This is a genomic window from Photobacterium sp. AWH4_225 (genome assembly GCF_056158405.1).
The window spans coordinates 784,440-810,282 of sequence record NZ_JBSWTF010000004.1; the positions used below are offsets into that span (position 1 = coordinate 784,440).

General features: G+C 47.2%; 15 protein-coding genes. All 15 read right to left on the bottom strand.

Features of this window, described 5'->3' with window-relative positions; all coding sequences use genetic code 11:
- Positions 1-60: 60 nt before the first annotated feature.
- The 15 genes from ACXAD4_RS20860 to ACXAD4_RS20930 all read right to left on the bottom strand — a co-directional run bounded on the left by ACXAD4_RS20860 (position 61) and on the right by ACXAD4_RS20930 (position 25,841).
- Complete coding sequence (locus ACXAD4_RS20860) at positions 61-1,722, bottom strand: methyl-accepting chemotaxis protein (RefSeq protein ID WP_475243859.1); 1,662 nt, start codon at positions 1,720-1,722, stop codon at positions 61-63.
- A gap of 117 nt (positions 1,723-1,839) precedes the next feature.
- Entirely contained in the window at positions 1,840-3,438 is a 1,599-nt protein-coding gene (locus ACXAD4_RS20865) for a sulfatase family protein (RefSeq protein ID WP_475243860.1), read from the bottom strand.
- A gap of 75 nt (positions 3,439-3,513) precedes the next feature.
- Entirely contained in the window at positions 3,514-5,685 is a 2,172-nt protein-coding gene (locus ACXAD4_RS20870; protein ID WP_475243862.1) for a glycoside hydrolase family 3 N-terminal domain-containing protein, read from the bottom strand.
- Between the two features lie 92 nt (positions 5,686-5,777).
- On the bottom strand, positions 5,778-6,257 hold the full coding sequence (locus tag ACXAD4_RS20875) for a hypothetical protein (protein ID WP_475243863.1): 480 nt from the start codon (positions 6,255-6,257) through the stop codon (positions 5,778-5,780).
- On the bottom strand, positions 6,257-7,078 hold the full coding sequence (locus ACXAD4_RS20880) for a carbohydrate ABC transporter permease (RefSeq protein ID WP_039464854.1): 822 nt from the start codon (positions 7,076-7,078) through the stop codon (positions 6,257-6,259). The genes ACXAD4_RS20875 and ACXAD4_RS20880 overlap by 1 nt, the downstream gene beginning before the upstream one ends.
- A gap of 2 nt (positions 7,079-7,080) precedes the next feature.
- On the bottom strand, positions 7,081-7,683 hold the full coding sequence (locus ACXAD4_RS20885; protein WP_237156886.1) for a carbohydrate ABC transporter permease: 603 nt from the start codon (positions 7,681-7,683) through the stop codon (positions 7,081-7,083).
- Between the two features lie 353 nt (positions 7,684-8,036).
- Complete coding sequence (locus tag ACXAD4_RS20890; protein ID WP_475243864.1) at positions 8,037-9,281, bottom strand: extracellular solute-binding protein; 1,245 nt, start codon at positions 9,279-9,281, stop codon at positions 8,037-8,039.
- 133 nt (positions 9,282-9,414) lie between these two features.
- Positions 9,415-10,401: a LacI family DNA-binding transcriptional regulator gene (locus ACXAD4_RS20895; RefSeq protein ID WP_475243865.1), complete on the bottom strand. Its 987-nt coding sequence runs from the start codon at positions 10,399-10,401 to the stop codon at positions 9,415-9,417.
- Positions 10,402-10,617: 216 nt separating this feature from the next.
- Complete coding sequence (locus tag ACXAD4_RS20900) at positions 10,618-14,001, bottom strand: GH36-type glycosyl hydrolase domain-containing protein (RefSeq protein ID WP_475243866.1); 3,384 nt, start codon at positions 13,999-14,001, stop codon at positions 10,618-10,620.
- A gap of 39 nt (positions 14,002-14,040) precedes the next feature.
- Positions 14,041-15,159, bottom strand: coding sequence for an ABC transporter ATP-binding protein (locus tag ACXAD4_RS20905; RefSeq protein ID WP_475243867.1), 1,119 nt, complete (start codon positions 15,157-15,159; stop codon positions 14,041-14,043).
- Between the two features lie 478 nt (positions 15,160-15,637).
- On the bottom strand, positions 15,638-19,018 hold the full coding sequence (locus ACXAD4_RS20910) for a hypothetical protein (protein ID WP_475243868.1): 3,381 nt from the start codon (positions 19,016-19,018) through the stop codon (positions 15,638-15,640).
- Between the two features lie 75 nt (positions 19,019-19,093).
- Complete coding sequence (locus ACXAD4_RS20915) at positions 19,094-20,746, bottom strand: sulfatase family protein (RefSeq protein WP_475243869.1); 1,653 nt, start codon at positions 20,744-20,746, stop codon at positions 19,094-19,096.
- A gap of 46 nt (positions 20,747-20,792) precedes the next feature.
- Positions 20,793-23,180 (bottom strand): beta-glucosidase BglX, encoded by a 2,388-nt coding sequence (gene bglX, locus ACXAD4_RS20920; protein ID WP_475243871.1) that lies wholly within the window; start codon positions 23,178-23,180, stop codon positions 20,793-20,795.
- Between the two features lie 418 nt (positions 23,181-23,598).
- Positions 23,599-23,991, bottom strand: coding sequence for a DUF2799 domain-containing protein (locus ACXAD4_RS20925; RefSeq protein WP_317522310.1), 393 nt, complete (start codon positions 23,989-23,991; stop codon positions 23,599-23,601).
- 605 nt (positions 23,992-24,596) lie between these two features.
- Positions 24,597-25,841 (bottom strand): hypothetical protein, encoded by a 1,245-nt coding sequence (locus ACXAD4_RS20930; protein WP_475243873.1) that lies wholly within the window; start codon positions 25,839-25,841, stop codon positions 24,597-24,599.
- Positions 25,842-25,843: the final 2 nt, after the last annotated feature.

The window sequence follows — 25,843 nt, forward strand, 5'->3', positions numbered from 1 at the left end:
AAAACCTCTCTGGCTTTAGGGCGAGAGAGGCTCCTTGGTACAACAGGCTTTACGTGATAACTACACCGTAAAACGGTTCACTTCACTGGTGAGGGAATGGGCCAGTTTCACAATAGACTCGGATGCCTCTTGACTAGATTCTGAGTCTGCTGCGGTTTTATCGGCCAATGCATTAATTTCAAACACGTTGGTATTAACATCACCAGTCACCACCGCTTGTTGCTCAGCCGCCGAGGCAATCTGGATGTTCTTCTCTGCAATACCGGCAACTGTTTCAGTGATGGCCTGCAATGCTTCGCCTGCCTGCTTAGTTTTGACCGTGCTCTCTCGGGCATATTGATCACCGGATTCCATACGCTCAATGGCATGCTGACAACCGTTTTGCAGGCGAGCTATCGTATCTTGAATATCTTCCGTGGCGCTCTTGGTACGCTGTGCCAGGGTACGAACCTCATCTGCGACCACCGCAAAACCACGACCATAGCTACCGGCCCTTGCCGCTTCAATGGCGGCGTTCAAAGCCAATAAATTGGTTTGATCAGAAATCTCACGAATCGTATCTGACACACTACCGATATCTTGCGAATGCTTGCCTAGCTCATTGATAGCGACTTTGGCTTGTTCAATTTCATCTGCCAAATCAACAGATTGAGCAATTGCTTCGTTAACAACCCCCACACCGCTTTGGGCCAGCTCATCTGATTTCTGGGAAGCTTCAGCTGCTGCCACTGCGCTAGCCGCCACATCACTAACCGTTGCTGTCAGCTCTTCGGTAGCAGTGGCAATTTGTTGGATTTGTGCCTGCTGCGATGCGGCATTCGAGGCCGTCTGTTCACTGAGCTGGGTATTTTGCTGGGAGGCAATATTGAGCTGATTAGCCGAATCGCCAATCAAAGAGACTGTTTGTTGGAACCTTGCCGCAATGTTATTAACCGCATCACCAATGACGGTAAATTCATCCTGGCCCTGAGCCTGAGCTCGGCAAGTCAGGTTACCTTCGGCAATATTATTGGCCGTGGCCTGAAGTTCCTTGAGTGCAAAAACAATGCGACGGATGGTCAAATAGGCGATGCCGATTAACAGTAATGTACTCACAATCAGTGCTGTACTCATACTCCAGACAAAGCTCTGCCCGTCGCTGACCGCTTCGGTATAAGCATCCCTAGCACCAGTTGCACTTAAGTCATTCATGGTATGAAGCAAGGTTTTTAGTTGCTCAATCTTAGGGTTTACCTCGCTGAGCAACAGTACATTGGCTTGCTGGAATTCGCCTTGTTCTAGCAGATCAATAATGACCTCAAAGCCTGAAAAGAACAATTCATCAGTCAGAGAACTCGCCTGTGTGGCTGCCGCCTCAAGGCTTGCTCCCATATTGAATGTCATCAAATCAAAATACAGCGCCTGAAGATCATCATAGCTTTCATAGATCAAATCGATATGCACCGAAATGGGATGATCATGATAGCTGCCGCTAAAAGCATTCGGATCATGCTGTATCGCCAACAGGGAGTGTACCCTAGCCTGTTCTACCCGCTGCTGGATATCGCTAATGGTTATGACCTTTGCCAAATCATCCTCAACCAAGGTGGCGGTTTGATTAGACAACTGACTTAACCCGCTTAATCCTTCATACCCAACAAAGGCAATCGAGCAGAAAGCAATGGCGATAGTGACAACAAGCCGATTGGTGATTTTTCTCGTCCATGTGAATAGTGATGACATAATTATTCTTATTCTCTTCTGTAGGTATTTAATCATCAGGGCTTAGGGCAGAACACGCGGCCTAAGCCCTGATTCGTTGACATACGCAAAGCACGAACAGATGTATTTCGCTCACTCTTACTGGCAAGCAACCTGATAGCTTTCCGGGAAAAGCTCTTCCAGCGTCGGCGCTGGCTTATACTCAAGCGGTAAATTGACCCATTCCTCCCGTGGCGGTACATCGTACTTCGCCTCGAGCTTGCTGATCTCTGCTTTTAGCCGCGCGATCTCTTGCTGGTAGCGCGGATCGTTAATCGCGTTGTTCATCTCTGTCGGATCTTCTTCGATATCGTAAAACTCCCACTCATCGATATCGTAATAGAAGTGCATCAGCTTATAGCGACTATCACGGGTACCGTAATGCCTGGTCACATCGTGCATCGCTGGATATTCATAGAAGTGGTAGTAGAGAGACTGGCGCCAATCCGCAGGTGGTTCGCCATCGAGCAACGGCACCATAGATTCACCTTGGATATCCGCAGGTACGTCAAGGCCCGCATACTCAAGGAAAGTTGGTGCGTAGTCGATGTTCTGCACCAAGTGATCCACGACAGTACCCGGCTTGATCCGATTCGGGTATTGGATCAGCAAAGGCGCACGGAACGATTCTTCATACATAAAGCGCTTGTCGAACCAGCCATGCTCTCCCATGTAGAAGCCTTGATCTGAGGTATAGACAACAATGGTGTTATCTGCGAGACCGTTCGCTTCAAGATAATCAAGCACCTCACCCACAGACTCATCGACCGACTTGATGGTGGCCAGGTAATCCTGCAGATAACGCTGGTATTTCCAGATGGCAATTTCCTCTGCCGTCATATTGGCTTCATTGGCGTTGAACCAATCATTACGGTCTTGGTAGGCTTTATCCCATGCCTGACGCTGCTCCGGAGTTAGACGCGCCAGCAGAAACGGCCAGATATCTTCGCGCCATTCTGTTTCACCCACCCCCTTGGTCATTTTCAAATCATGGCCTTCCTGGGCATCCCGGTAGATTGTCATGGTTTGCATGGCAGCCGCCGCGCGGCCTTCATAGGTGTCGAAATAGTTATCCGGTACTGGGAAGGTGGTATTCTCAAACGCACGCATGTGTTGCGGGGCCGGCATCCAGTTGCGATGTGGCGCTTTGTGGTGAAGCAACAAGGCAAAGGGCTTGTCACTGTGCTGTTGCTCTTCCAACCAACGCAATGACTTCTCGGTGATCAGCTCAGTGGTGTATCCATGCTCACGCTTCACACCCTGGGCGGTAATAAAGTCAGGGTTGTAATACTCCCCCTGATCGTTCAGGACTTCCCAATGATCAAAGTCGATCCCTTCAGGAGTGAGGTTGATATGCCACTTCCCGATACAAGCAGTGGTATAACCATGTTTTTTCAGTAGCCTTGGCCAAGTCGGCTGGTGACCATCAAATAGTTGGCCGTTATGGTTGAAACCGTTTTTATGGCCAAATTTCCCCGTCAGCATGGCGGCTCTCGAAGGGCCACACAGGGAGTTGGTTACGAAGGATTGGTCAAACCGCGCACCGTTTTGGGCAATACGGTCGATATTTGGCGTCGGTGCCAAGTGGGCGATATCGCTGTTGTAAGCGCTCAATGCCCGAATCGCATGGTCATCAGACATAATGTAGATAATATTGGGGCGAGTCGCTGACGGCTCAGCCTGTCTTTCTTTCGTCATGATAGCTGGCTCCATCTGCACCCCGCCGATCTCACGGGGCGCCGTAGGTTGAAAAAAATTAGCCCTTGATGCGGATCAGTTCACCTCAACAGTTGCGCAAAGTGTGGCATTGCAGTCACCACCGACATACAGTTCGACCGTCGAAGGTTCCAGAGCGAAGGTTTTGTTGATGCCGTAGAAACGTAGCTTTTCAACAGGTAACGATAATACGACCTCTTTGGCCTCACCCGGCTCTAGAGTCACCCGACAGAAGTCTTTCAGCTCACGCACTGGTCGTGTAGTTGAAGCCATCTGCTGGCGGATGTAACACTGAACGACTTCTGTCGCAGTTAGCATGCCTTTATTACGCAAACTCACTGTTACATACAAGGTGTCACCTGCCGTCAGATCAGCTTGGCTCAAGCGCAAGTTGGAATATTCAAATTCACCATAAGTCAGACCAAATCCGAATGGGTATAGCGGAGTATCTTTCTGATCTTTGTAAGGCTGGTAGTCTTGGAAATCACGCATTTTGCCAAGTGGCTTACGGGCATAGTACATCGGGATCTGACCGGTACTGCGCGGCACCGACATCGGCAATCGACCTGACGGGGAGACATCACCGAATAGCAAACGTGCGACGGCATGACCTGCTTCGGTACCGGATTGCCATGCGTACAGAAGCGAGTCGGCAAACTGCTCTGTCGCTGCAGACGGTACTGGACGGCCGGTACATTGCACCACAACCAAAGGCTTGCCGACTTCACCGATAGCACGGATCAATTCTTCCTGGCCAGCAGGCAAAGTGAGCTCAGCAACATTGCGAGCTTCACCTGTGCGGCGGTGGCTTTCGCCGGTACACAGGATCACAAGATCGGCACGATGAGCACACTCGACCATTTCATCGGTAAATGCTGCTTCCTCAGTTAACAGTTCAATGGTGCAGTCGAGTTTAGCTGTCCATGCTTTGATGCCTTCATAAATGCTGGTCACATCCTCGGCACGACCGTCCAAACACCAAGAACCTAGGTGCTGACGCTTAGAGTGAGCGTGCGGGCCAATCACTGCGATAGTCATCGGCTTAGCCTCAATCGGCAACACATCATGGTTGTTTTTAAGCAGCACCATACTCTGCTCGGCAACAGTTAGCGCCTGTGCAAGGTGCTCTGGGTGACGCATGACACTCTTGTGCTTGTACTCATCGACATAAGGACGCTCGAACAATCCAGCCTTGAACTTGGTACGCAGTACCCGGCGGGTTGCCTCATCGATATGGGTAATATCAATGGCTTCTTTGTCCAGAAGATCTTGAAGGTGATCTTCATAGGCTTCATTGGTCATCGCCATATCAACACCGGCTTTAAGCGCCTCTGCAGCAGCACCCTCAGCGCCTTTGGCGACACCGAAATAGGCAAGGTCCGAAATGGAGCCCCAATCACTGATCACCATACCATCGAAATGCTGCTCTGATTTAAGCCAACCATTGATCAGCGATTGGCTACCCGAAACCGGCGTACCTCCCAGATCATTAAAACCGGACATAACAGTTTCGACACCTGCCTCAACAGCAGCAGCGAACGGTGGCAAGTAAACATTGTGCAGAGAGTTGTCGGAAATTTCCGTGGTGTCGTAGTCACGACCGCCCTCTGAAGCACCGTAGCCGACAAAATGCTTGGCACATGCCACCAAAGAGTCTTCATCTGCAGGTGAGTCACCCTGGAAGCCCTTTACTACAGCTTTGGCAAATTGGCTGGTTAGATATGGATCTTCACCGCTACTTTCAATAACACGGCCCCAGCGTGGGTCGCGAACGATATCGAGCATTGGCGCAAACGTCCAATGGATCCCGAGCGAAGCCGCTTCTTTTGCGATACAGCGGTATGCATTCTGAACTTGCTCTGGGTTCCATGACGCTGCCTGGGCCAACGGGATTGGCAAAACGGTTTGCTGACCATAAATCACATCGCGGGCAATGATAAGCGGAATGCCAAGGCGGCTACCCTCAACGGCTGCACGCTGGATTTCATTAAGCTGGGCAGGGCTCACCGTTTCACCTGGCGCATTACCGGCCCAAGCCGTATCGGCCAAAATACGCGAGCCCCAATGGCCCTGGCGGATACGCTCAAGGTAAGTATCACGGTTGATATTGTATTCAAGCATCGGGGATTGGCACAGCTGGCCAATTTTTTCTGCCACTGTCATTCGTGACAACAAGTCTTCGACTCTTTCTTCAACAGGTAAAGTACTGTTCTTATATGGGAATTCCATACAATACTCCGAAATCTATTTGTGCGAATTCATCTCAGCAGAGATCATCGAAAAAAGCCGCCCTAACAGGGCGGCAAAAGGTGAAAAATGATTTATTCAAAATCAAAGTAAGGGAATGCTTGGGTCAGAAAATCTTCCATCTCTGCAGCCAGCTCTTCATCACCAGTTTGCCGAGCACGCTGTAACTGTGCGAAGGCGACTTCTGGTACGTATTTGCTATCGAGCTGAACATAGATATCAATGAAGGACTGTAGATCTTCATCAGCAAATTGCGGGATTAACCGGCCTGGCGCAACCAGTGCTTCCTCATAAAAGGCAGGGCGGATGCCAAACAACGCATGCTCCCAGGATTCGATAACTTGCTGGTAACCACCAAGGTATTGCTCGTCGATACGCAGTTCCAGCTTGTTCATTCCTTTAAGCGCAATGACGTAATTTCCCGCGGCTTCTTGTTCTACCGCATAATCGAAATAACTTTTGGACAAGAAATACGCCTTGCCCCACGCCGCCCAATAAGCCACGAGAACAACGGAGAGTAGGAGAACGATTTTTTTAAGCTGAGATACATTCATTACTTAACTCCTACCCCAGTGAACGCCTTGATGAAGTTCTTCTGCATAAAGAAGAAAACAAACACAACCGGTACGGCAATCATCGTCGTCATCGCCCATACCTGTTCGAGGTTGCCGGCAGGAATATCTTGCTGGAACTTAAACAGTGCTAGCTGAAGGGTCAGCATAGAGTCGTCACGGATATACAGTAGCGGCCCCATGAAGTCGTTCCATGCCCCCATGAAGGTCAGAATGCCAACTGTCGCCATCGCAGGGCGCATCATTGGCAGGACAACCTTGAAGAAAATACGCATCTCGCTGGCACCATCAATACGTGCCGCCTCAAGGTAGGCCTCATCGACCTGAGTCATGAATTGGTATAGCAGGAAGATATTATAGGCACTGATCGCCCCAGGGATGATCAGCACGCGATAGGTATTCACCCAGCCCCAGTCATACATCATCATGTACACAGGAATGGTGAACAGAATCGCCGGTACCATCATCGAAGACAGAATCAAACGCAGCCATACTTGGCGACCAGGCATCTTGGTTTTGGCAATTGCAAAGGCCACCATGGCAGACAGCAGACAGTTAAGCACCATCACCGATACCGAAACAAAAATGGTGTTGAAGAAGATGCGCCATAGATTAACGCTGTCAAACACCTCGATATAGCCCTTGGCAGACCACGAGGTCGGCAAGGCATTCGGCGAGTGCATGATCTCTGAGCCCGACTTGAACGAGTTGATGATCATAAAGAAGAACGGGTAAAGCACGATCAGGCTGGCAGCTAACAAGCCGATATAAATGAGCAGCTTACCTTTATTGGAATTATTCATGGTTAGTCCTTACCCTTAGTCAATTTCAACTGAAGCATGGTCAACACGAAAATAACAATCGCAAGCAGTAGACCAATGGTTGACGCTTCACCCATCTTCATCTGTTCGAAACCGGTCTGGTACAAGTGAAGTACAGGCGTGAGGGCCGAGTTGTGAGGGCCGCCCTGCAAATCAAAGTTCATGAATACTTCGGTAAACATCTGCAAACCGTTAATCACGTTGATGGTCATAACAAAGACAATCTGCGGCTTGATCAGCGGCAAGATAATCTTAGTGATCTTGCGCCACCAGGTCGCACCATCAATATCTGCAGCTTCAAGCAAAGAACGGTTAATACTGGCAATACCACCAAGGAAAATAATCATCTGAACGCCGAACCACTTCCAGGCACTGAATACCGCGATCACCGGCATTGGTAACCACTTTTCAAATTTCCAGAAGATAGGCGAACTCAGCACATTCCAATCCATCATTAATGACTGAATTGGACCATTCGGGCCTGCAACAAAGTCAAAGATAATCATTGCAACCGTGATTGATGTCACAACCGGAATAAAAAGAACGGTTCTAAATAGGCTCGATAAAAAAGTAATTTCATTCAGCATCAGGGCTACGCCCATTGCACAGACGAAACTCAATGTGATGAAAATTATCTGATTGAAAAAGACATTAAAAAGAGATTTCCAAAATTTATAATCTGTCGCTGAATCCACCCAATTCCCAAGACCAACAAAGCGGGTATTTTCAGGGTTAAGAATGTTTATATCTAAAAAACTATTTTGTAATGACAAGAAGAACGGGTACAGCATAAATATTATGAAATATGCTACCCACGGCAACATAAACAGGTATGGCACCCAGTAACGTTTTATGTTCATGGCTTTTATTCCATTTAAAAATTAAAATCTTTGGTTGGCTGCAGCTAGGCCTGCAGCCGAATTCGCAATAAAGTAAACCGTTACCGGTGCATTATTTTCTTAACATCTTCTGTAGCTGCGCGAACTGCTTCTTCTGGTGTTAGCCTGTTCATAACAACCGACTGCGAATAGTAATTCAGTATGATGCTCGATACTTCCGAGACCGAAGCATTAGACTCGTTCATCACCACATGCTGTAGCTGGTCGACAAACGGTTTGATGTCCTCTGTTTGGAAGTATGGGTGCTCTTGCAGTGACGCCAGGGTCGGCAAGTTCTGCAGCGCCATATTCGCCTTGAGGTTGAAATCATCTTCCATCAGCAGCTCGATAAGCTGCCAGCTGCGCTCTTCAATATGACGAGTATTCTTAAATACCATCAAAGCTCGGCCATCAAGGTTGGAGTAGTGCGTATCACCTTTTTCACGAACCGGGATTGGGGCAATACCGACATCCTCACCAATCACCATTGGCTTACCTGCTGCGTCCTGCAGGTTGGCACGCCAGGCAATACCGTACTGCGGCCAAATACCGATGGTACGCGAGAAGAAGTTCTGCTCCATTGTCAGCGGGGCAAACTGCTGAAGCTGCTTCATGGTCTCAAGGAATGGCACCATGCCTGCTTCTTCTTTATCGAATACCGGGTGGGTACCGTAGCGGTTAAGTAGTTGGTACTCACCATCGTTGAAGTTGTAATACATTGGTGACAGCATGTTCCAGTACCAACCACCGCTTGCTAGCGCGTCGTTCCACAGGGCAACGCCATGAACCCGGCTGCCATTTGAACGTGCTGGCAAGTTATTAATTTTTTCAGCGGCAACTAACAATTCATCCCAAGTCTGAGGCGGCAACTCTGGGTCTAATCCTGCTTCGCGGAATAGGTCCTTGTTATAAATCATCATTTGCGTGGTAGCGTGCCACGGGATGTAATACTGGCGGCCGAAATGCTTTTCCATAAATTGCGGTTCGATGCGATCTGTCATTTCATCGAAGCCATCGAAATCATCAAGATACATCAAACGACCTAACTTGGCGTACCTCGGTACCATGTAACCAAAAATACCCGCATACACATTCGGATAATCACCAGCTGCCATGCGAGTTTCAAGGTTGCCGTCGTTAGTAAGAATTAATTCAACATCAGGATAACGCTTTTCATATTCGGGTTTAATGACTTCGTTTACAAATGCCATCTGGTCACCCGATGACACCATAAACTCTATTCTTTCTTTGGCACAAACAGAACTTGCCATGGCAACTAAGAGAACTGTAAGCCACTTGTATTTCATTTCGCTATCCTTATAAGGCTATATAAAATCGCCCCAAATCACAAAACATGGCTGTTGCCATGAATATTTCATGGCAACCAATTATTAGATATGTTTTTTGGACCTAAAAGAAAGAATAAATCAAAAATAAAAACTACACGGTTTCTCGTTCAACAATTTGAGTCGGTAGAATTGTCACTTGTTCGATTTCTTCTTCACTGTTCATTGCACTAAATAGCACTTCAACAGCTTTAACACCCATTTCATACTTATGATGAGTAACAGTACTTAATGCCGGTGTCGTTCTTTCAGATTCTCTGATATTGTCAAAACCAATCAGCTTTAATTGCTCTGGAATTTTAATACCATTTTCATTCGCAGCTCGGATAATACCGAGAGCCATTTCATCATTTGCAGAAAATATTGCTTTCGGTGCTTCACCTTGTTCAATAATTTCCTTCATTTTTAAATATGCGTCTTCTTCCGTGAAATCAGATTTAATAATTAAGTTATTATCAAATTTGACATTGTAGAAGCCAAGCGCGGCAATGTAGCCTTCCAAACGTTTCTGGTTGTCGTATGAGTCGTCTGGACCACAGAAGTAATGCACTTGCTTACAGCCATTTGAAATAAGCTGCTTGGTTGCACCAAATGCACCACCGAAGTTATCAATCAAGATGTTGTAGATATGCTCTGCTTTAACTTCACGATCTAGCGCGACAATCGGCAAGTCCTTGGAAGCCACAGATTTAAGGAAATCATCATCGAACGCGTTACTCAGGATAATGGCACCGTCAATCATCTGATCTTTCAGGTAACGGTGAGCCGTTGATTCCGCGCCGCCAAACAGGCTACATGCAATCAAGTCGTAACCCATCTCATGAACTTTACGCTCGATTCCCTGGACTAACTCACTGTAGATTGGACCGAACCAAGAGTTGAAGAAGATACCAATAGCACCCACATTCTTTTGTCTTAAGCGCTTAGCATTGCTGTTTGCTGAATAGTTCAGCTTCTTGGCGACTTCAAGTACATGGTTACGAGTTTTCTCGCTGATACGATCACTGTTGTTAATCGCGTAAGACACTGTCGAAATAGATACTTTCGCTTCTCTAGCGACATCTTTGATTGTAGGCCTCATTAGCTAAACCTTATTCCTCTCACTTAAACCGTAATTAGTTGCAGCCTTGCGTACTAAAAAATAATTTTTTGTATTTGTAGCTAGTTCTCAACGTAAATTATAACGGATCATGTAAAACGTTTCTACAAATCGAAAGTGAGTAACATTGACGCACAACACATAATACGACAGATGATTAGGTTGACACCCCGGAAACCGGGGTGTCAGGCCCTACGACTATAGCCAGATAGTCAGCTCGTTCTGCGTATCTTGCAGCATGGAAGCGACTAGTTGCTTCTCGATTAGCGCACCACCAGTTCGGTAAGCATTTGGCATTAGCGAAATAGCAAGCTCTTCACCATTTAGCTCAACACGTTTCGGTGTGTAAGTACCCTGCTCTGGGTTAATTACCAAGCGGCATGGCTTGCCGTATAGCGTGAAGTCCAGCGTCACTTTACCCATTTGCTTGGCAATCACTGGGTCGAGTACCAAAGACTCGTTATCGAAACGAATACCCAATACGTTACTGATCACCTGGTTGATGTAAATACCAGGGCCGCTTGAGTAGATACGCCAGCCACCTTTCACTGCGACTTCGCCTTTTTTCAGCTTGTCGAAATCACGGTACGCTTCGTAGCGGTCATTGAACTTACCGTCAGAGCTTGAGAAGTAAGCGTTAGACTGACGTACTTCTGCGTTCGGTACAGCCTTTTGAATACCCACAGGGACAATCTTGTACAGGTTCTGCGCAACTTCATCCGCTTTACCCATCTTACATAGTGCTTCGATGAAACGAATGTGAGCGTGACAGTACTGAAGACCTACTTCACGACCAAGGTTTGCAGCCAGTTCGGCACGCTTGAAGTAGCTCTGCTTACCACCTTGGTATTTCGCCATTTTCTCCATCAGGCGCACGCCGTCAGGGTGAACCAGGTTCTCTTCGATAATAGCCATGTGCTTGTCTGCCATCTCTTTGTCGAACGTTTCAGAGATGATAGAACGTGATGCTGGCAGCAGGCGGTACTTGATGCCTGTTTTCTTGTCTGACGGGTGAAGAAGGTACTCAACCTGATCGACGTCTTTGTTCGGTAGGTGGATAAAGCCAGCAATAACACCGTCTTTGATCAGCAGGTTGTTGTAATCCTCTTCCATTTCGATAGCCAGTTTATTGATCTTGTGAACAAAAACGGCGAAATCAGGGTTGCCTTCAAGAGCTGCGCTCAAAGTCTTCAACGCTTGTAGTGTTAGCGGGATAGTCCAGCCACTGACCATGTTTTCACGCAGGGCTTGGTTAGCCGGCTGCAAAGTATCATCCCAGTCACCGTCTCCGTAGCATGATAGCGATGTGCCAGGGATCAGGTTGTCGATGATGTGTTTAACCTGGCGCTCAACGTGAGCAAACAGGGTGTAAGTTTCAGTGGTGAAGGCAAAGCCGTCTTCGATGCTGGTGTATGGCACTTCGATGTTCAGTACATCCAGATCGCCTGTGGCCGTGATGTAATCAGCGATGGCTTTCAAAGGCCAAACTACGATGTCACCGTGGCAGTCTTCCTGCTGGATCTTGGCGTATTTATCGAACATGAACCACTGAGGCCAAGTACCGGTTTCGATATGCTGGTGGCTGTAGATGGTTTTCAGTAGGTCAACCACACGATCATAGCGCTGCATCGACATAAAGAATTCGAATGGGCCCTGAGAAACATCACGCGTACCCCACGCCGCACCAGAGTATTGCTCTAGGCCGTGTGGCGTGCTGTAGTGTACCAATGCGTTGTGGGTGAACCACTGCATAGTGTCATTCAGCTTCTGTGCGTTGTAGCTGTCGTTCTCGAAATCAATGTGGAAGTTATTGATCAGTGCGTGCTGTGAAGCTTGGTATTTTTCAATTTCAGCAGAAAAGTCCAGTGCTAACGGAGCCGTTACCTGTTCAGCGCTCACTGCACCTTGAATCGTCAGGCTTGCTTTGTCTTGTACCTTACCTTGGAACAGTACGTAACGAACACTGTCATCAGCTTTCACTAGCGACACTTCTGCCAGTGAAGCGTCAGGGCGAATCGCGTAGGTCAGCTCAGGGTGAACCGAGTTCATCAGCTCGAAGTCGCCAGAAACAGTCATGTAGTCATCTTTGTGCTCAACCACGACATTGGCATCATTTTCATTGTTACCCATTACCATTTGGTTGGTCACAATGACTTCAAGCGCATCAGATAGATTAACGGTTTCGATATCTAGCTGGATTGAAGAGGTATCCTGCGCACTGAAGCTGGTTACAACGATATAACCTTGCTGGTATTTGTATACCCAGCGCGAGAAGTTAAGACCTGTTTCGTAAGCTGATGGCATTGAAAGAATGCGGAAATCCTCACCTTCCTTCAACCAGATACGCTGACCGCTGTACTTGAATAGGTTCAGCGACGTACGGTCAACACCCAACAGTTTGTTGAAAGAGGTATTGCCAATAACGACATGAGAGTTAAACACACCATACATACCATGGGTTGAGCTCATCACGGCATTTTGGAAGTCCTGGCAGTTACCAGAAGAAACCATGTGACCAGTTGAACGCTCAAGCACACGCTCTTTGGCAGGGAGTGTTACATAACGGCTTTCGCCTTTTTGCTTGCCGTAGAAGAAAGACAATAGCTTGCCGTCTTGCTCTTCTGCAAAGCGACGCTCTTCACCGAAGAAATGTTTGATTTCTTCTGCGCTAAGCTCGTCACCAACAAGAACGTTATAGCCATTTAGGAAGAATGAAGGCAGTGTTTGCTCTGTTGCCGCTGTCATTGCCGGCACTGAATATGCCGCTTTGATAGTTTCAAGATCACCCGCTTCAGCAACATTCGAACCTTCTAGGTTAGTACCGAATGAGATGTAGAATACCGACTGAGACTGCTCTGCCGGAGCCAGTGTAATGTCCGCAGTTTGCAGCGCGACATAACCCATTTCAAACTGAAGTTTTTCGTTTGCTAGTGTTGGCTCAGAAAGTACTACTGGCGTTGGCTCAAAACGGTAGTTTTTGCCAAAGAACTGATAACCATCTGTTGAGTAACCAACAATTGAATCAGTCAGTGAGCCAATTTGAGAGCAAGGGTTACCCGTAGACTGAGGCAGGTTCTGGCGCGAGCAGATAACATAACCCGCTTGCTCTAGGTTAAATACCTGATGGTCTAGGTATTGGCTAACATAGCACTCATTGCTTTTTACGCCGCCTTCATCGGCAAGCGCAAGGTCTTGGCCAAACACCAAATCGTATTTCAGAGCACTTTTTTGCAGGTTTTCTACCTGAGTGGTAAAGAATACTTTTTCAGATTGTGCATCTAGGCTAATTACCACCGTTGCACGGAAAGCTTCTGTGGTGGTTTCCCAGCCAACCAAGCCAGCTTCAGTACGAAAAGTGCGCATATTGTGGTTAAGGTGCATAAGCGGCATGAATGACATGCCAGCGTCGCTTTTAACGCGAATATATACATTTGACAAAGCACCTTCGAATTCACTTGGCTCGTAAAGGTTTACCATTACATTACCAGATTTAATATTCTTCAGAACATTATGCTCAGTAAATTCTAGGTTTAGTAAGCCATTTGAGACTACATGGCTTGAGTCAGAAATAGTGTGAATCATGAAATTAAAATACCTATAATATAAATTTAAAACTGTCTGTTATTCTGTCGGAATAAAAATGTTTTCTTCGGTGCTTCTATCGAAAATATGGCACTTATCCATATTGAAATAAATTTGATGCATGCTTTGTTTACACAATGCAATGTCTGGGTTTACATATTTACAAATCAATTGTTTACCTGCGAAGTTTAGATAAACAAAAGACTCAGAACCCATTTCTTCAACTTCTGTAATTTTGGCTTCGCAGCTGTTGCTCGCTTCACCGATATTAATATGCTCAGGTCGCAATCCTAAAAATACTTCGTGGCCGTTATATTGTTCAGCTCGGGCTTGCTTCGCTTCTGGCAATTCGAATAGATGACCGTCAACTTCAACAGCCATTTTATTAGATTCGGTTTTTGTCAGTTTACCTTCCAGCATATTCATGGTCGGTGAACCGATAAATTCAGCAACAAACTTATTTACGGGTTTGTGGTACAGGTTCATTGGCGTATCAACCTGCATAATGGCACCACGGTTTAGCACACAGATGCGGTCGCCCATGGTCAATGCTTCAACCTGATCATGGGTTACGTAGATCATGGTTGCAGGTTTACCACTCTGCTTAAGTTCATCGTGCAAACGAGAAATTCGCATCCGCATTGAAACACGCAATTTCGCATCTAGGTTTGAAAGCGGTTCATCGAACAAGAAAACTTCTGGCTTACGTACCATGGCACGGCCCAAAGCAACACGCTGACATTGACCACCAGACATTTGGCCCGGCTTACGGTCAAGCAATTCAGTGATTTCCAGCAATTCTGCCGCTTCTGTAACACGGCGATGAATTTCTTCTTTCGACTTCTTGCGAGTCTCCAAACCAAAAGCCAGATTCTGACGCACAGTCATATGTGGATACAGTGCGTAGTTCTGGAACACCATGGCAATACCACGATCTTTCGGTAGGACTGAGTTGCAATGCTTATCACCGATATGAAGATCACCGCTGGTGATACTTTCAAGCCCGGCAATCATTCGCAGTGTGGTTGATTTGGCACAGCCCGAAGGACCAACCAGCACCATGAACTCACCATCCTTGATGTCCAGACAAAAATCATGAACAGCGTGATAACCATTCTTATAAATTTTGTTTATGTTTTGCAGCTTGACCTGGGCCATAACCGTACTCTTCGTAGAAAATTGTTTGTGTTGAAACGTTTCTACAGATAGTAAGTAATGCCCTATTTACTGTCAACAAAAGGTCGCAAATCAGGTACATGGGTCACACTTTTTTGTCAGCCGGAGAGCAAACCGCTTTCAAAAAACACTTAAAACATTAAAAATCAGCAACTTAAACCCAAAATAACCCTTTGTAGCACCGGCTAAATAGGCAAATACACAGCGACAATTAAGCACTATGTTGCTGTTAATTCGGCCATCATTAGTCAAAACTTTGATATAGCTCTAACTTTCTCAACGTGAAATTATTGAAATGGCGCTGCATATTTTTCACTCATTTCGAAACGTTTTATCTGCCGTGAACGATACTAAGAGCTCACGATGAATATATACAGTGTATGGCACCTACAAAAAAGCCCAACTACGTAGCAGTTGGGCTTCTCTCTTACAAAGCGATTAATCGCTAACTATTAGTCAATTAATAACACTGTGCGCTGTGGTTACAGTAATTATCGTCCAGCAACTTTTGCTGGTATACCCGCACATTATCCAACGTTACGAAGCTCTCACCGGTATAACCTTCGTTTTGCTTCATACGGAACACAAGATTCAGCGCCGTTTCACCTGGCCGCTTACGGACTGTCACCGTCATCTCTTCAGGGGTATCATCATCTATAAAGCCAACATCTCGCCAATCCCCCGTTGGGTTAGCACTTGAGTTAGGCGGGCTCTGCGGGTTCTCGATATCGAACTTCACTTCGAATTTCGCATCAGCCAGTTTGCGCTCATTACCCTCACTGACATTAAAACGAATCAAGTAGCGCGTCCCGTCGGGATCACCTGAAATATCGATTTTCCGCTCAACACTTTCCCAGCTTGTATCACCACCGCTTAGATAAAAGTTAAATGATTCACTGCCATTTCCTAAATCATCATTAGCAGAAGAGTGAAGAGCCCCAAAAGATTGTAGCGCTGTGTTACCAAACACAAATTTTCCGTCGCTTTCGGTAAGATACTCAATATGCAGATAGCTGGCATTCGCAGGTTGCTTAATATCCAGCGATACAAGTTTGGCGTCCCAATTACCGAATACGTTACCTGAAGTCACTTGTGTTGCTTCATCAATATCAGCAATATCACCCGTACTAGACCAACTTAAACGCAGTTTCGCACGTCCTGACTCACCTTGTGGTTCAATAAGCGTCGACACACGGTACTGACTGTCTTCAAGTCCATAAGGCAGGTGAACCGCCTGAGTAAGCTGCGCATCACGGCTTAAGGTAACCCCTAGAGCCTTATCAATCTCATGCATACTACCGCCATGATCAGCTGTTCCAGCAAGCAATTGCCAACCCACTTTCGGGTCTTGATCGAAGTTCGGGTTACTAAAGATCACCTCACGGCCTTCTAGTGGCGCGGTAATATTGTGGATACCAACGATATCATCTAGCTCAACCCAATCTCCTTTTGGATCTTCGACGCGGTAATCAACAAAATCCGCATTGACCGGCAATGTAAACGGTGAACGGTGGTAACCAAGCTCATGTTCTTTACCGTCAGCATCAACACCAAGAATCAAACGTGGTGTCATCGTCGAAAAGAGCAGCTGTTGACGCCCAAACTTATCGCGCCCCTGTTTCACATCAGGACGGTAGAAAGTATTTCTAAATGGCTGCACCACGCCTGGCTGAATAGTCTCCGCAAGCCCAATGGCACCGTACCAAAAGTCCGCAATCCCCACGCTCATCTTGTCGTAGTCTGGCATGTTAGCCGACCAACGCATCAGAAGGTGGGCATCTTCATCACCTGCACTGTTCATGGTCTGGCGGCGGCCGTCGCGGTAGGCCATGTAAGCGCCGACAACGGCATCGGTTTTGCCTAGCTGGCCAAAGCCGCTCACCGCAGGGAAATGGATAAAATCATCGGGGTGGTCGGTCGGGCCATCGTTGTAGTAGTTACCGTTCGAGTTAGGGCTATGGCCTGCAGAGAATCCGGCAAAATAGGTAAAGCCCAGCTCATCGGTTTCCGATTGGGTCAGTGCATAGTAGTTATTATTTTGTTCCGCCCACGACTTACCATGGAAGTGGTGGTCCAAAATAAGCGGTCCCCCCATGATAATAAACGCCGAGTGCGATGATTTAATCACTGGCTGATCGAGCAGCTCGTAGTCATAGAGGAAGTTTTCCCTTTCATAGGTGAATTTGCCATAGTTGCGGGTCGCAATGGGATCCTGGGCAGCGGCAATATCCCCGTATAGCCAGGTTTCATTGGACATTAGGCGATTAAGGCGCACCGGGCCAAAGTCATCCGAGTCCCAGGTGATACGCTGCTCTGCCCTTACCACATCCCCAGAGCGCTGGAACACCTGCTGCAGATATTTGGCATAGCTGACAATATTCTGGTTATCTGGGTACATCTCTGCCGCTTTAATCGCGGCAGGCAGGAATTTCATGCTGATGTACACCTGATATTGCGGATTGTTTGAGTTGATTGTTCCGTCGCTGTTGTAGTTTCGAACAAAGTGGCCATCGATACTTTTCTCCCCGCCCTTGCCGTCTTCATGCAAGCCAGCGTGGCGCTTAATCAACAGCTCAATATAGTGCTCAATCTCAGGGTCATATTCCACTTGGTCGGCAACCATCAGTAGATACAGAGCCCAGCCGACATTATCGGCAATAGGCGTGGTATTTGGATTGGTGTGCTCAAGCTTGCGATGCAAAAAACCTTCCGGTGATGCGGAATTGCCTGACATACCAGACGCTGTCAGGCCTTTGATAGCCTTAACGTATTGAGACAGCTCATCGCGCGTCCACTCATCAAAGCTCATCCGCTCATCTTTTTCATCACGCAACATGAAGGCGCTATCATCGACAAACAATAACTGACCATCAGCCGTTAGGCTGAAATCATGCCATGGGGTATCCGACAACAGGTACTGAACCGGTGATAGCTGGCCACTGCTCCGTACTTTGTCTATTGGTGAAAACAGTAGTCCAGTCTTGTCATCATGCTCCACGCTGATATACAGGCCAGCCGCCTCTTCGTTGCCAAAAACCCGGCTGAATGCAACACCCGTCAGGTTCTCTTGCTGGTACACTCGCTGGGCTGAACGGCTATTGTGCGCCAGTTTGTAGATGCTGTTTGGTGTCTGAAGGAATAGATTTCCCGCTTCCATATCTAGGGCAATGTCCTGCACTGAGCCAGTTACCGAAACCTTATCCACGTCCAGCTGACGGCCATTATTTTCGACCTCATAGGCTGCATTGCGATCCGCTTCAATGCGGTAAACCGCTGAGTCGCCACCGACAAATAGAGTCGACGAGAAATAGTTCATGCCGACGCGTGCCACATTGCCCGCGCCGCTTTCCTGCAGAGATAAACGGTGGAAAACGGTCAAGGTTTCGGTATTAGTGTTGTAAGCCAGAATCGCATCATCTTTCTGCCCACCTTCGCTATCACATACAGCCAGATAGAGGAAACGACCTGAAGGTGTGAAGGTCATTCCACACAATGCCGTATCATGGTTGAGGTTCATATCGGGCAGTAGGTCCACGATCTCCGACGCCTCAATACGGTGCTTCAACGCTTGATGAATATCCCTGATTTCGATATTCAAACCTGCCGTGTCAGCAACAGCATAGCTCCCCGCCAATTTTGCTGTTGTCACACTCTGGCTACTTCCGCCATTGAATGACCATGGGCTGATGGACACATCCTGTTCTGGCCATTCCGTATCAGGTGGTAGCGGTCCCGCGTTACCACCACCACCGCTACCTCCTCCACCACAGCCGGCAATGGCTGCAGCAAGTAAACTTATAGAAAACAGTTTCTTATAGTTATTCGTGACCGTTGTTGTCATCGTCACTTTTCCTCTTTCATCACGCTTGGATATAAACGGCAAAACCGGTAACCCTTCGGTTACCGGTTAAATGAATTATTTGAAGCTATCGGGAAACAACTCTTCTAAAGATGGGTTTGGGTGACGCTCTAGAGGTGCGTCTCGCCATTCTTTCAATGGGGGGACTCCGTATTCATCTTGCAATTCAGCAAGGCGGTGAATTAGACGCCCTATTTCTTCTTTGTAGCGAGGGTCATCAATGGCATTGACCATTTCGGATGGGTCAGCCTCCAGATCGTAGAACTCCCATTGATCATCAGGGTTATAGAAATGGATTAATTTGTACCGACCGTCTGATACCCCGTAGTGGCGGGCAACATCATGAAAACCCGGGTATTCATAGTAGTGGTAATAAAGCGCATCACGCCAACCACCATCGCCTTGCCCTGTCAGTAGTGGCAGTAACGATTTACCATGGACGTCTTGCGGGGTCTGCAAACCGGCAAGTTGCATAAAGGTCGGGGCATAGTCGATATTCTGCACCAGCTCATCGACCACTGTACCCGGTTTGATCACGCCAGGAAGCTGCATAACAAGTGGAGTGGAGAAAGACTCTTCATACATAAAACGCTTGTCGTAGAAGCCATGCTCGCCAAGGAAGAAGCCCTGATCCGAGGTATACACCACCAAGGTGTTGTCGCTCAGTCCATTCTCTTCCAAATAATCCAGTACCTCGCCGACGCTTTCATCCACTGCAACAATGGTCGCAAGGTAGTCTTGCATGTAACGCTGGTACTTCCACTCCGCCATCTGTTTTTCTGTCCAGTTGGCTTCATTGGCATTCATGTGATCATTACGGGCTTGATAAGCTTTATCCCATTCGGCACGCTGCTCATCGGTTAACCGCGCAAGCAAATGCGGCCAAATATCTTCACGCCACTCACCCTCACCTTCGGCGACAGTCATTTTGATGTCATGGCCGTCCTGAGTGTGGTTAGCAATCGTCATTGACTGCTTGCTTGCCGCTTTGCGCCCTTCGTAGTTGTCGTAGAAGTTATCTGGCAGCGGAAACTCAACGTTCTCAAACAGCTGAGTATGGCGAGGAGCAGGCATCCAGTTACGATGTGGTGCCTTGTGGTGCATCAACAGTGCGAAAGGTTTGGATTTATCCCGCCCTTCATCCAACCACTCTAGGGTCTTATCGGTGATCAAGTCGGTGGTGTAGCCCATCTCCATAGTCACGCCGTCTGCAGTGATGAAGTCCGGGTTGTAGTACTCACCCTGATCATTGAGGATTTCCCAATGGTCAAAGTTAAAACCATTGGGGATACGGTTGATATGCCACTTACCGATCATGGCAGTGGTATAGCCAGCATCCTGAAGCGCGTTGGGCCAGTTGAACTGGGTGCCATCGAAAATCTGCCCGTTGTAGGTAAAGCCATTTTCATGACCAAACTTACCAGTAAGCATTGCTGCACGACTCGGCCCGCACAGGGAGTTGGTGACATATGATTGTTGGAACTGTGCACCGTTAGCGGCAATGCGATCGATATTTGGCGTCGGAGCCAGCTTGGAAATAGGGTGACCATAAGCGCTCAGCGCTTGTACGGCGTGGTCATCAGACATGATAAACAGGATATTCGGCCGCTCTTGGCTCGCCCCGGAGCTTTGCTCTTCTGCAACCGCAGCATTGACTAAGGGTTGGGTAAATGCCCCTGCGACCAAGCATGAAATCAGCGCTTTTTTCATAAATGATTCCTTTGTAAAAGCCCGTCAAAGACGGGCTAACTTATTATTATTTTTCAACCAGTTCGAAGCTTGCTTTTTTCACATCGTCCGAGGCGGTACCGACAAAGACGTCAAACGAACCGGTTTCTACTCCCCAGCTCATATCGGCGCGGTAAAAGGCAAGATCAGCAGGCGTCAGAGTGAAGGAAATCGTTTTTGACTCCCCTTTATCGAAATGCACTTTCTGGAAACCTTTCAGCTCTTTAACCGGGCGGGTAATCGAGCCGACATGCTGGCGGGTATATAGCTGAACCACTTCTTCACCGGCGTAATTACCGCTGTTAGTAATATCGACAGATACAGTGAGCTCACCATCCACTGTCAGCTCTTCGCTGCTCAGGCGAAGGTCACCGTAGTCAAACTGGGCGTAGCTCAGACCATGGCCAAATGCGTACAGTGGCGTGTTCGGAGAATCATCGTAGCGAGACTTGTAATGCTCCTGGCGCTGGTTCGGGTTATCCGCAAAGTAAGGGCGGCCGGTATTTTTCTCGTTGTAGTAAATTGGCACCTGACCCACAGAGCGCGGGAAGGTCATTGGCAGTTTGCCTGATGGCGTAAAATCACCAGAGATAACATCAGCAATTGCGATACCGCCCATGGTACCTGGGTACCAAGCATGAAGGATGGCGTCGACATTCTCATCAGCCCAGCGCAAATCGTTTGGACGGCCACTCATAACCACCAGCACCATAGGCTTGCCAAGCTTCTTCAGCTCTTCCATCACCTGCTGCTGATTGCCCGGCAAAGTCAGTTCTGTGCGGCTTGATGCTTCACCGGACATGCGCTGCTCTTCACCCATCACCATGACAATCACGTCAGATTTTTTCGCTGCAGCGATGGCACGCTTCATCTCTTTCTCAAGTGACGAATCATCGGCTGTAATACGTGGAACACCGATACCCTGAAGCGCATCGATTTCTTCCTGTGAAGTGATATATTCGTAGCTTGCACCTTTGGCGTAGTTGATCTTGACGTTTTTACCAAAACGGTGCTTGAACCCTTCCAATACTGTCACTGGGTGCGACTTGCGATCCCCCGCGGCAGCCCAGTTACCAATCATGTCAAACTTGCTGTCCGCCAGTGGACCAATCAAGGCGATAGACTGAATTTCGTCGTCTTTTAACGGTAGCGTCTGGTTGTCATTTTTAAGCAGAACGAAAGACTTACGTGCAACATCGCGTGCTGCATTTTGATTTTCTACACTGAGGATTTCACGCTCGGCGCGAGATTCATCATTGTAGCGGTATGGGTCTTCGAACAGACCAAGACGCCATTTCATCTCGAGGATTTGGCGAACAGCTGTATCAACTTTCTCTTCAGACACTTTGCCTTCGGCAACAAGCTCTTCGAGGTAGTTGATATACAGCTGACCAACCATGTCCATATCAGCACCAGCATTAAATGCGATCTCTGCTGCATGCTTGTCGTCACGGGCGTAGCCATGAGGAACCAGTTCATTGATGGCGGTATAGTCGGTGACTACAAACCCTTCGAAACCCCATTGGTCACGCAGGATATCAGTCAGAAGGCGTTTGCTGCCTGTGGCTGGAATACCATTCAAGTCATTGAAGGAGGTCATGAAAGTCGAAACACCGGCATCTACCATGGCTTTGAACGGAGGCATTTGCGTCGTCCAGAGTTCGTGCTCCGACACATCCGTGGTGTGGTAATCACGACCAGCCTGAGACAGGCCATAGCCAACAAAGTGTTTGGCTGTCGCCATAATGGTGTCTTCTTGGCTCAGGTCATCACCCTGGAAACCCTCGACACGTGCAACTGCCATGGCTGTTGAAAGGAATGGGTCTTCACCGGCGGCTTCAGACACACGGCCCCAGCGAGGGTCACGGACTAGGTCAGCCATAGGGGCGAATGTCCACATGATGCCATCAGCAGATGCTTCCTTTGCAGCAACTCGCGCGCTAAGTTTTACGGCGTCAAGATCCCAAGTAGCGGCTTCACCAATTGACTGCGGGAAGATGGTCTTATGACCATGGATGATATCGTGGCCGACAATCAGCGGAATGCCCAGACGAGTTTCTTCAACGGCAATTTTCTGCAGTTCACGACCAAAATCAGCACCATAAGCATTGAAGATAGCGCCAACCTGTCCATCCTTGATTTGCTGCTCGTAGGACTCATTAATGAATGGTCCCGTCACATTACGGAAGCCACTTTGCAGATCTAACTGCCCCACTTTCTCCTTCAGTGTCATTTGGTTAATCAAACCACCGATGAAGGCATCCATCTTCTCTTTGTCATCTTGCCAATGTGCCGTTGACGCAGATTCTGTACGCTCAACATTGATCATGTCACTAAACATGGTTGAACTTGCCATTACATAACCACCCATTGTCATACTAAGCGCGAGCAAGGTCGGCTTTATCACTGTTTTCATACCATTCCCGAAAAATCATCAAATCTATCTGGAAGCCCTGTATCACGGAAAAAGGCGGGATTCTTACGCCTCAAAGCCGTATCGTTTCGAAAAACAACCCAAAACAACCAAAACCTTTAAAATCAGCAAATTAAAAGCATACTGACAATATTCAGCATGGATTTAAGCGCTGCACACAACCAAAATCATTATGGCGAATACTAATTTAGTCGAATCATTTCGACAACGACGTATGTTGAAAAATGAGACCCAATGCCCATTTACTCTGTGCGTAGTTGTCTAGATGCATATCAAGTCGAAGCTTGAAATGTGAAGGCCGTTAGCTTGTTAACAGGGTGGCTAAAATGAAAATGCCTGCTGACAGGATCAGCAGGCTTTGAGGCTCGGCGAGATGTGCACGGAATTTAGTGCACGAGATTTAGTAATCGTAGCTTTCGACGGTCGGTTCGTAAGTCCCAAGCTCCCAGTCATAGTTAAGCTGATTGATTTCATAATCGACCCAACCGATATTGTATTGCTCAGCGAAGTTAGGGTTTATCGCATCACAAGTGCCCTGATAGAACAAACCGCTCAGGCCTACATCATATCCATCTTGCTCACAAAATGCCTTTAGGCCAGAGACATAGCCTTTTTGGTAGGCCGCGACATCGACCGACTCGAGGCGAGAGGTTTCAATCATCTTGCCGCCGCTCATGGCGAGATCGTAGCCAAATTGCTCCCATGTTTCGCCTTTCTTCAGCGCGATAGTTGAAGAGCACCCCGCGAGTACAACAACAAGGCACGCAGTCATTAATTTTATATTAATCCCCATCATCTACTCCTCAATGATAAAGCTTCAATAAACAGGTAAATAACACTTTCTAAATTAGTGTTAATCAAAACAACTAGAATATTTCTACACGTGATAAGACTGGTATATTTCTGCTTATCAATAACTATAACATATACCAATATCATGACTTTATCATGGCTATAATTCAGGCTTGAGATACGAATCGATAAAGCTTACATCTCAACTTTCTTTCACTCATTTATCTATAATTTACGCCTATCACGTTGAAAATTATCGAAACAAGCCATTTACGTTCGACATGACAAAACGATAAAAACAAATTAAATCAAACAGATAAACACCAAAACTCAGCATCTTGATGAAATAGTGCTTGTTTAACACATCGAAATGAAATCACTTGGATAAACTATTTCAACTAAATAATGGGTTATTTAATTATATAAAAGGCAAATAATTTACATTGCTTTACTTAAACACAAGCAAATAACAGTAACGTTAATAGTGATTATTAATTTCAAATCAAGCAGCAACCAAGTTAAATATTGAATAGGTGCTGAACAAAAGACAAAAAAGCGGCCTGACTTCAGCCGCTTTAGTTATTAATTTAATTGTTAATTCTCTTCTTATGGCTCTATCGGAGCAAAGTCCACCTTGGCTTTTCTGCCCCGCTTCATCGCCTTTAGCTGAGTCAACACCGCTGCACGCTCTGACTCGCCATCCGTTGGTGTCGTACTATAAAACGCTGCGAAATAAGCATCCATTAACCGGCCACACTCCCCCTTCACCTCAGTATTTGCATTCCCCCAAGCCTTTACAACATCTTGGTGGTTACCTTGCTCAAGCGCAGTATGCAGGCTGCACTCTTCCCGAGACTGTTTGGACGCTGATGTGGTTTGCAGGCTTTGAAGGCGCTTATGGACCTGATACAGACGCATTAACGTGACCAACCACAGTACAGAGACAGTCAAGGTCGCATATCGCCAATAGCTGTGTTCAGACACTTCTGGCTCCAGTTCATCAAGTGCCAATGTCTGCGTCTGGTTCGGTAATATATTTAATGCCAGCTCTTCAACTGTAGCGACGGTGCTCTTGTTATTAACGGTATCGAACCAAGGGATCGACAAACCGGGTATTTCGAACATCCCTTCTTCGCGGGGAACTATGACCTGCCTCAATGTCATTTCCATTCCATCATCGATGGCTTTGAACTTTGGCTGTTCACTGTAGACATTCATGTTTTCAGGGTAATCCACCGTCAACTCGGGAAAGGAGTCTATGTTTCTACCCTGAATAGCCAAACGGAGTGTTCGGGTTATAGAATCTCCAACCTGCAACGCTGAAGCCTCTGTAGACCAGTGTTGTTCCAAGGTTACCTGATCCGAAGGTAACCAATACCCTCGGTAGTTTTCAGGCTTTGGGCGGCTTACCAAAGTAACGGAATTTGACCGATTTCTCACCCGACGACGGGTACCATTTTCATTGATCGCAACATGGGTTAAAGACGCGCCTTCCAAGGTTATGTCACCTATTTGTTTCGCCGAGATCAAAAAGCGGTAAGTCGAAATCCTGAACTCATCATTGCCAACAAAATAATACTCATGATCTTGGCTTCCTCGTCGAACATTAGCTCCCTCTCCCCGAGGTGGGTTCACACGAGAAAAATGAATATCCGCTCGCGATTCTACCCTTAAGATGTAATTCGCTTCCGTTTCCGGATAAACCGTATCGCGCACCAACTCTGCCGATAAGCCAATTAAGTCATCAAGTCTGTTCTCTTCCAGACTATCTGCCATCGCACCAAAAGATGTCATAACACTTAGCGGTGCTAGTACTAAGCCACACAACAAGACTAAAACTTTTCTTATCATTT

Coding starts and splice junctions, on each gene's coding strand:
- ACXAD4_RS20860 (WP_475243859.1), bottom strand. CDS start 1,722: ATGTCATCACTATTCACATGGACGAGAAAAATCACCAATCGGCTTGTT.
- ACXAD4_RS20865 (WP_475243860.1), bottom strand. CDS start 3,438: ATGACGAAAGAAAGACAGGCTGAGCCGTCAGCGACTCGCCCCAATATT.
- ACXAD4_RS20870 (WP_475243862.1), bottom strand. CDS start 5,685: ATGGAATTCCCATATAAGAACAGTACTTTACCTGTTGAAGAAAGAGTC.
- ACXAD4_RS20875 (WP_475243863.1), bottom strand. CDS start 6,257: ATGAATGTATCTCAGCTTAAAAAAATCGTTCTCCTACTCTCCGTTGTT.
- ACXAD4_RS20880 (WP_039464854.1), bottom strand. CDS start 7,078: ATGAATAATTCCAATAAAGGTAAGCTGCTCATTTATATCGGCTTGTTA.
- ACXAD4_RS20885 (WP_237156886.1), bottom strand. CDS start 7,683: ATGCTGAATGAAATTACTTTTTTATCGAGCCTATTTAGAACCGTTCTT.
- ACXAD4_RS20890 (WP_475243864.1), bottom strand. CDS start 9,281: ATGAAATACAAGTGGCTTACAGTTCTCTTAGTTGCCATGGCAAGTTCT.
- ACXAD4_RS20895 (WP_475243865.1), bottom strand. CDS start 10,401: ATGAGGCCTACAATCAAAGATGTCGCTAGAGAAGCGAAAGTATCTATT.
- ACXAD4_RS20900 (WP_475243866.1), bottom strand. CDS start 14,001: ATGATTCACACTATTTCTGACTCAAGCCATGTAGTCTCAAATGGCTTA.
- ACXAD4_RS20905 (WP_475243867.1), bottom strand. CDS start 15,159: ATGGCCCAGGTCAAGCTGCAAAACATAAACAAAATTTATAAGAATGGT.
- ACXAD4_RS20910 (WP_475243868.1), bottom strand. CDS start 19,018: ATGACAACAACGGTCACGAATAACTATAAGAAACTGTTTTCTATAAGT.
- ACXAD4_RS20915 (WP_475243869.1), bottom strand. CDS start 20,746: ATGAAAAAAGCGCTGATTTCATGCTTGGTCGCAGGGGCATTTACCCAA.
- bglX (WP_475243871.1), bottom strand. CDS start 23,180: ATGAAAACAGTGATAAAGCCGACCTTGCTCGCGCTTAGTATGACAATG.
- ACXAD4_RS20925 (WP_317522310.1), bottom strand. CDS start 23,991: ATGGGGATTAATATAAAATTAATGACTGCGTGCCTTGTTGTTGTACTC.
- ACXAD4_RS20930 (WP_475243873.1), bottom strand. CDS start 25,841: ATGATAAGAAAAGTTTTAGTCTTGTTGTGTGGCTTAGTACTAGCACCG.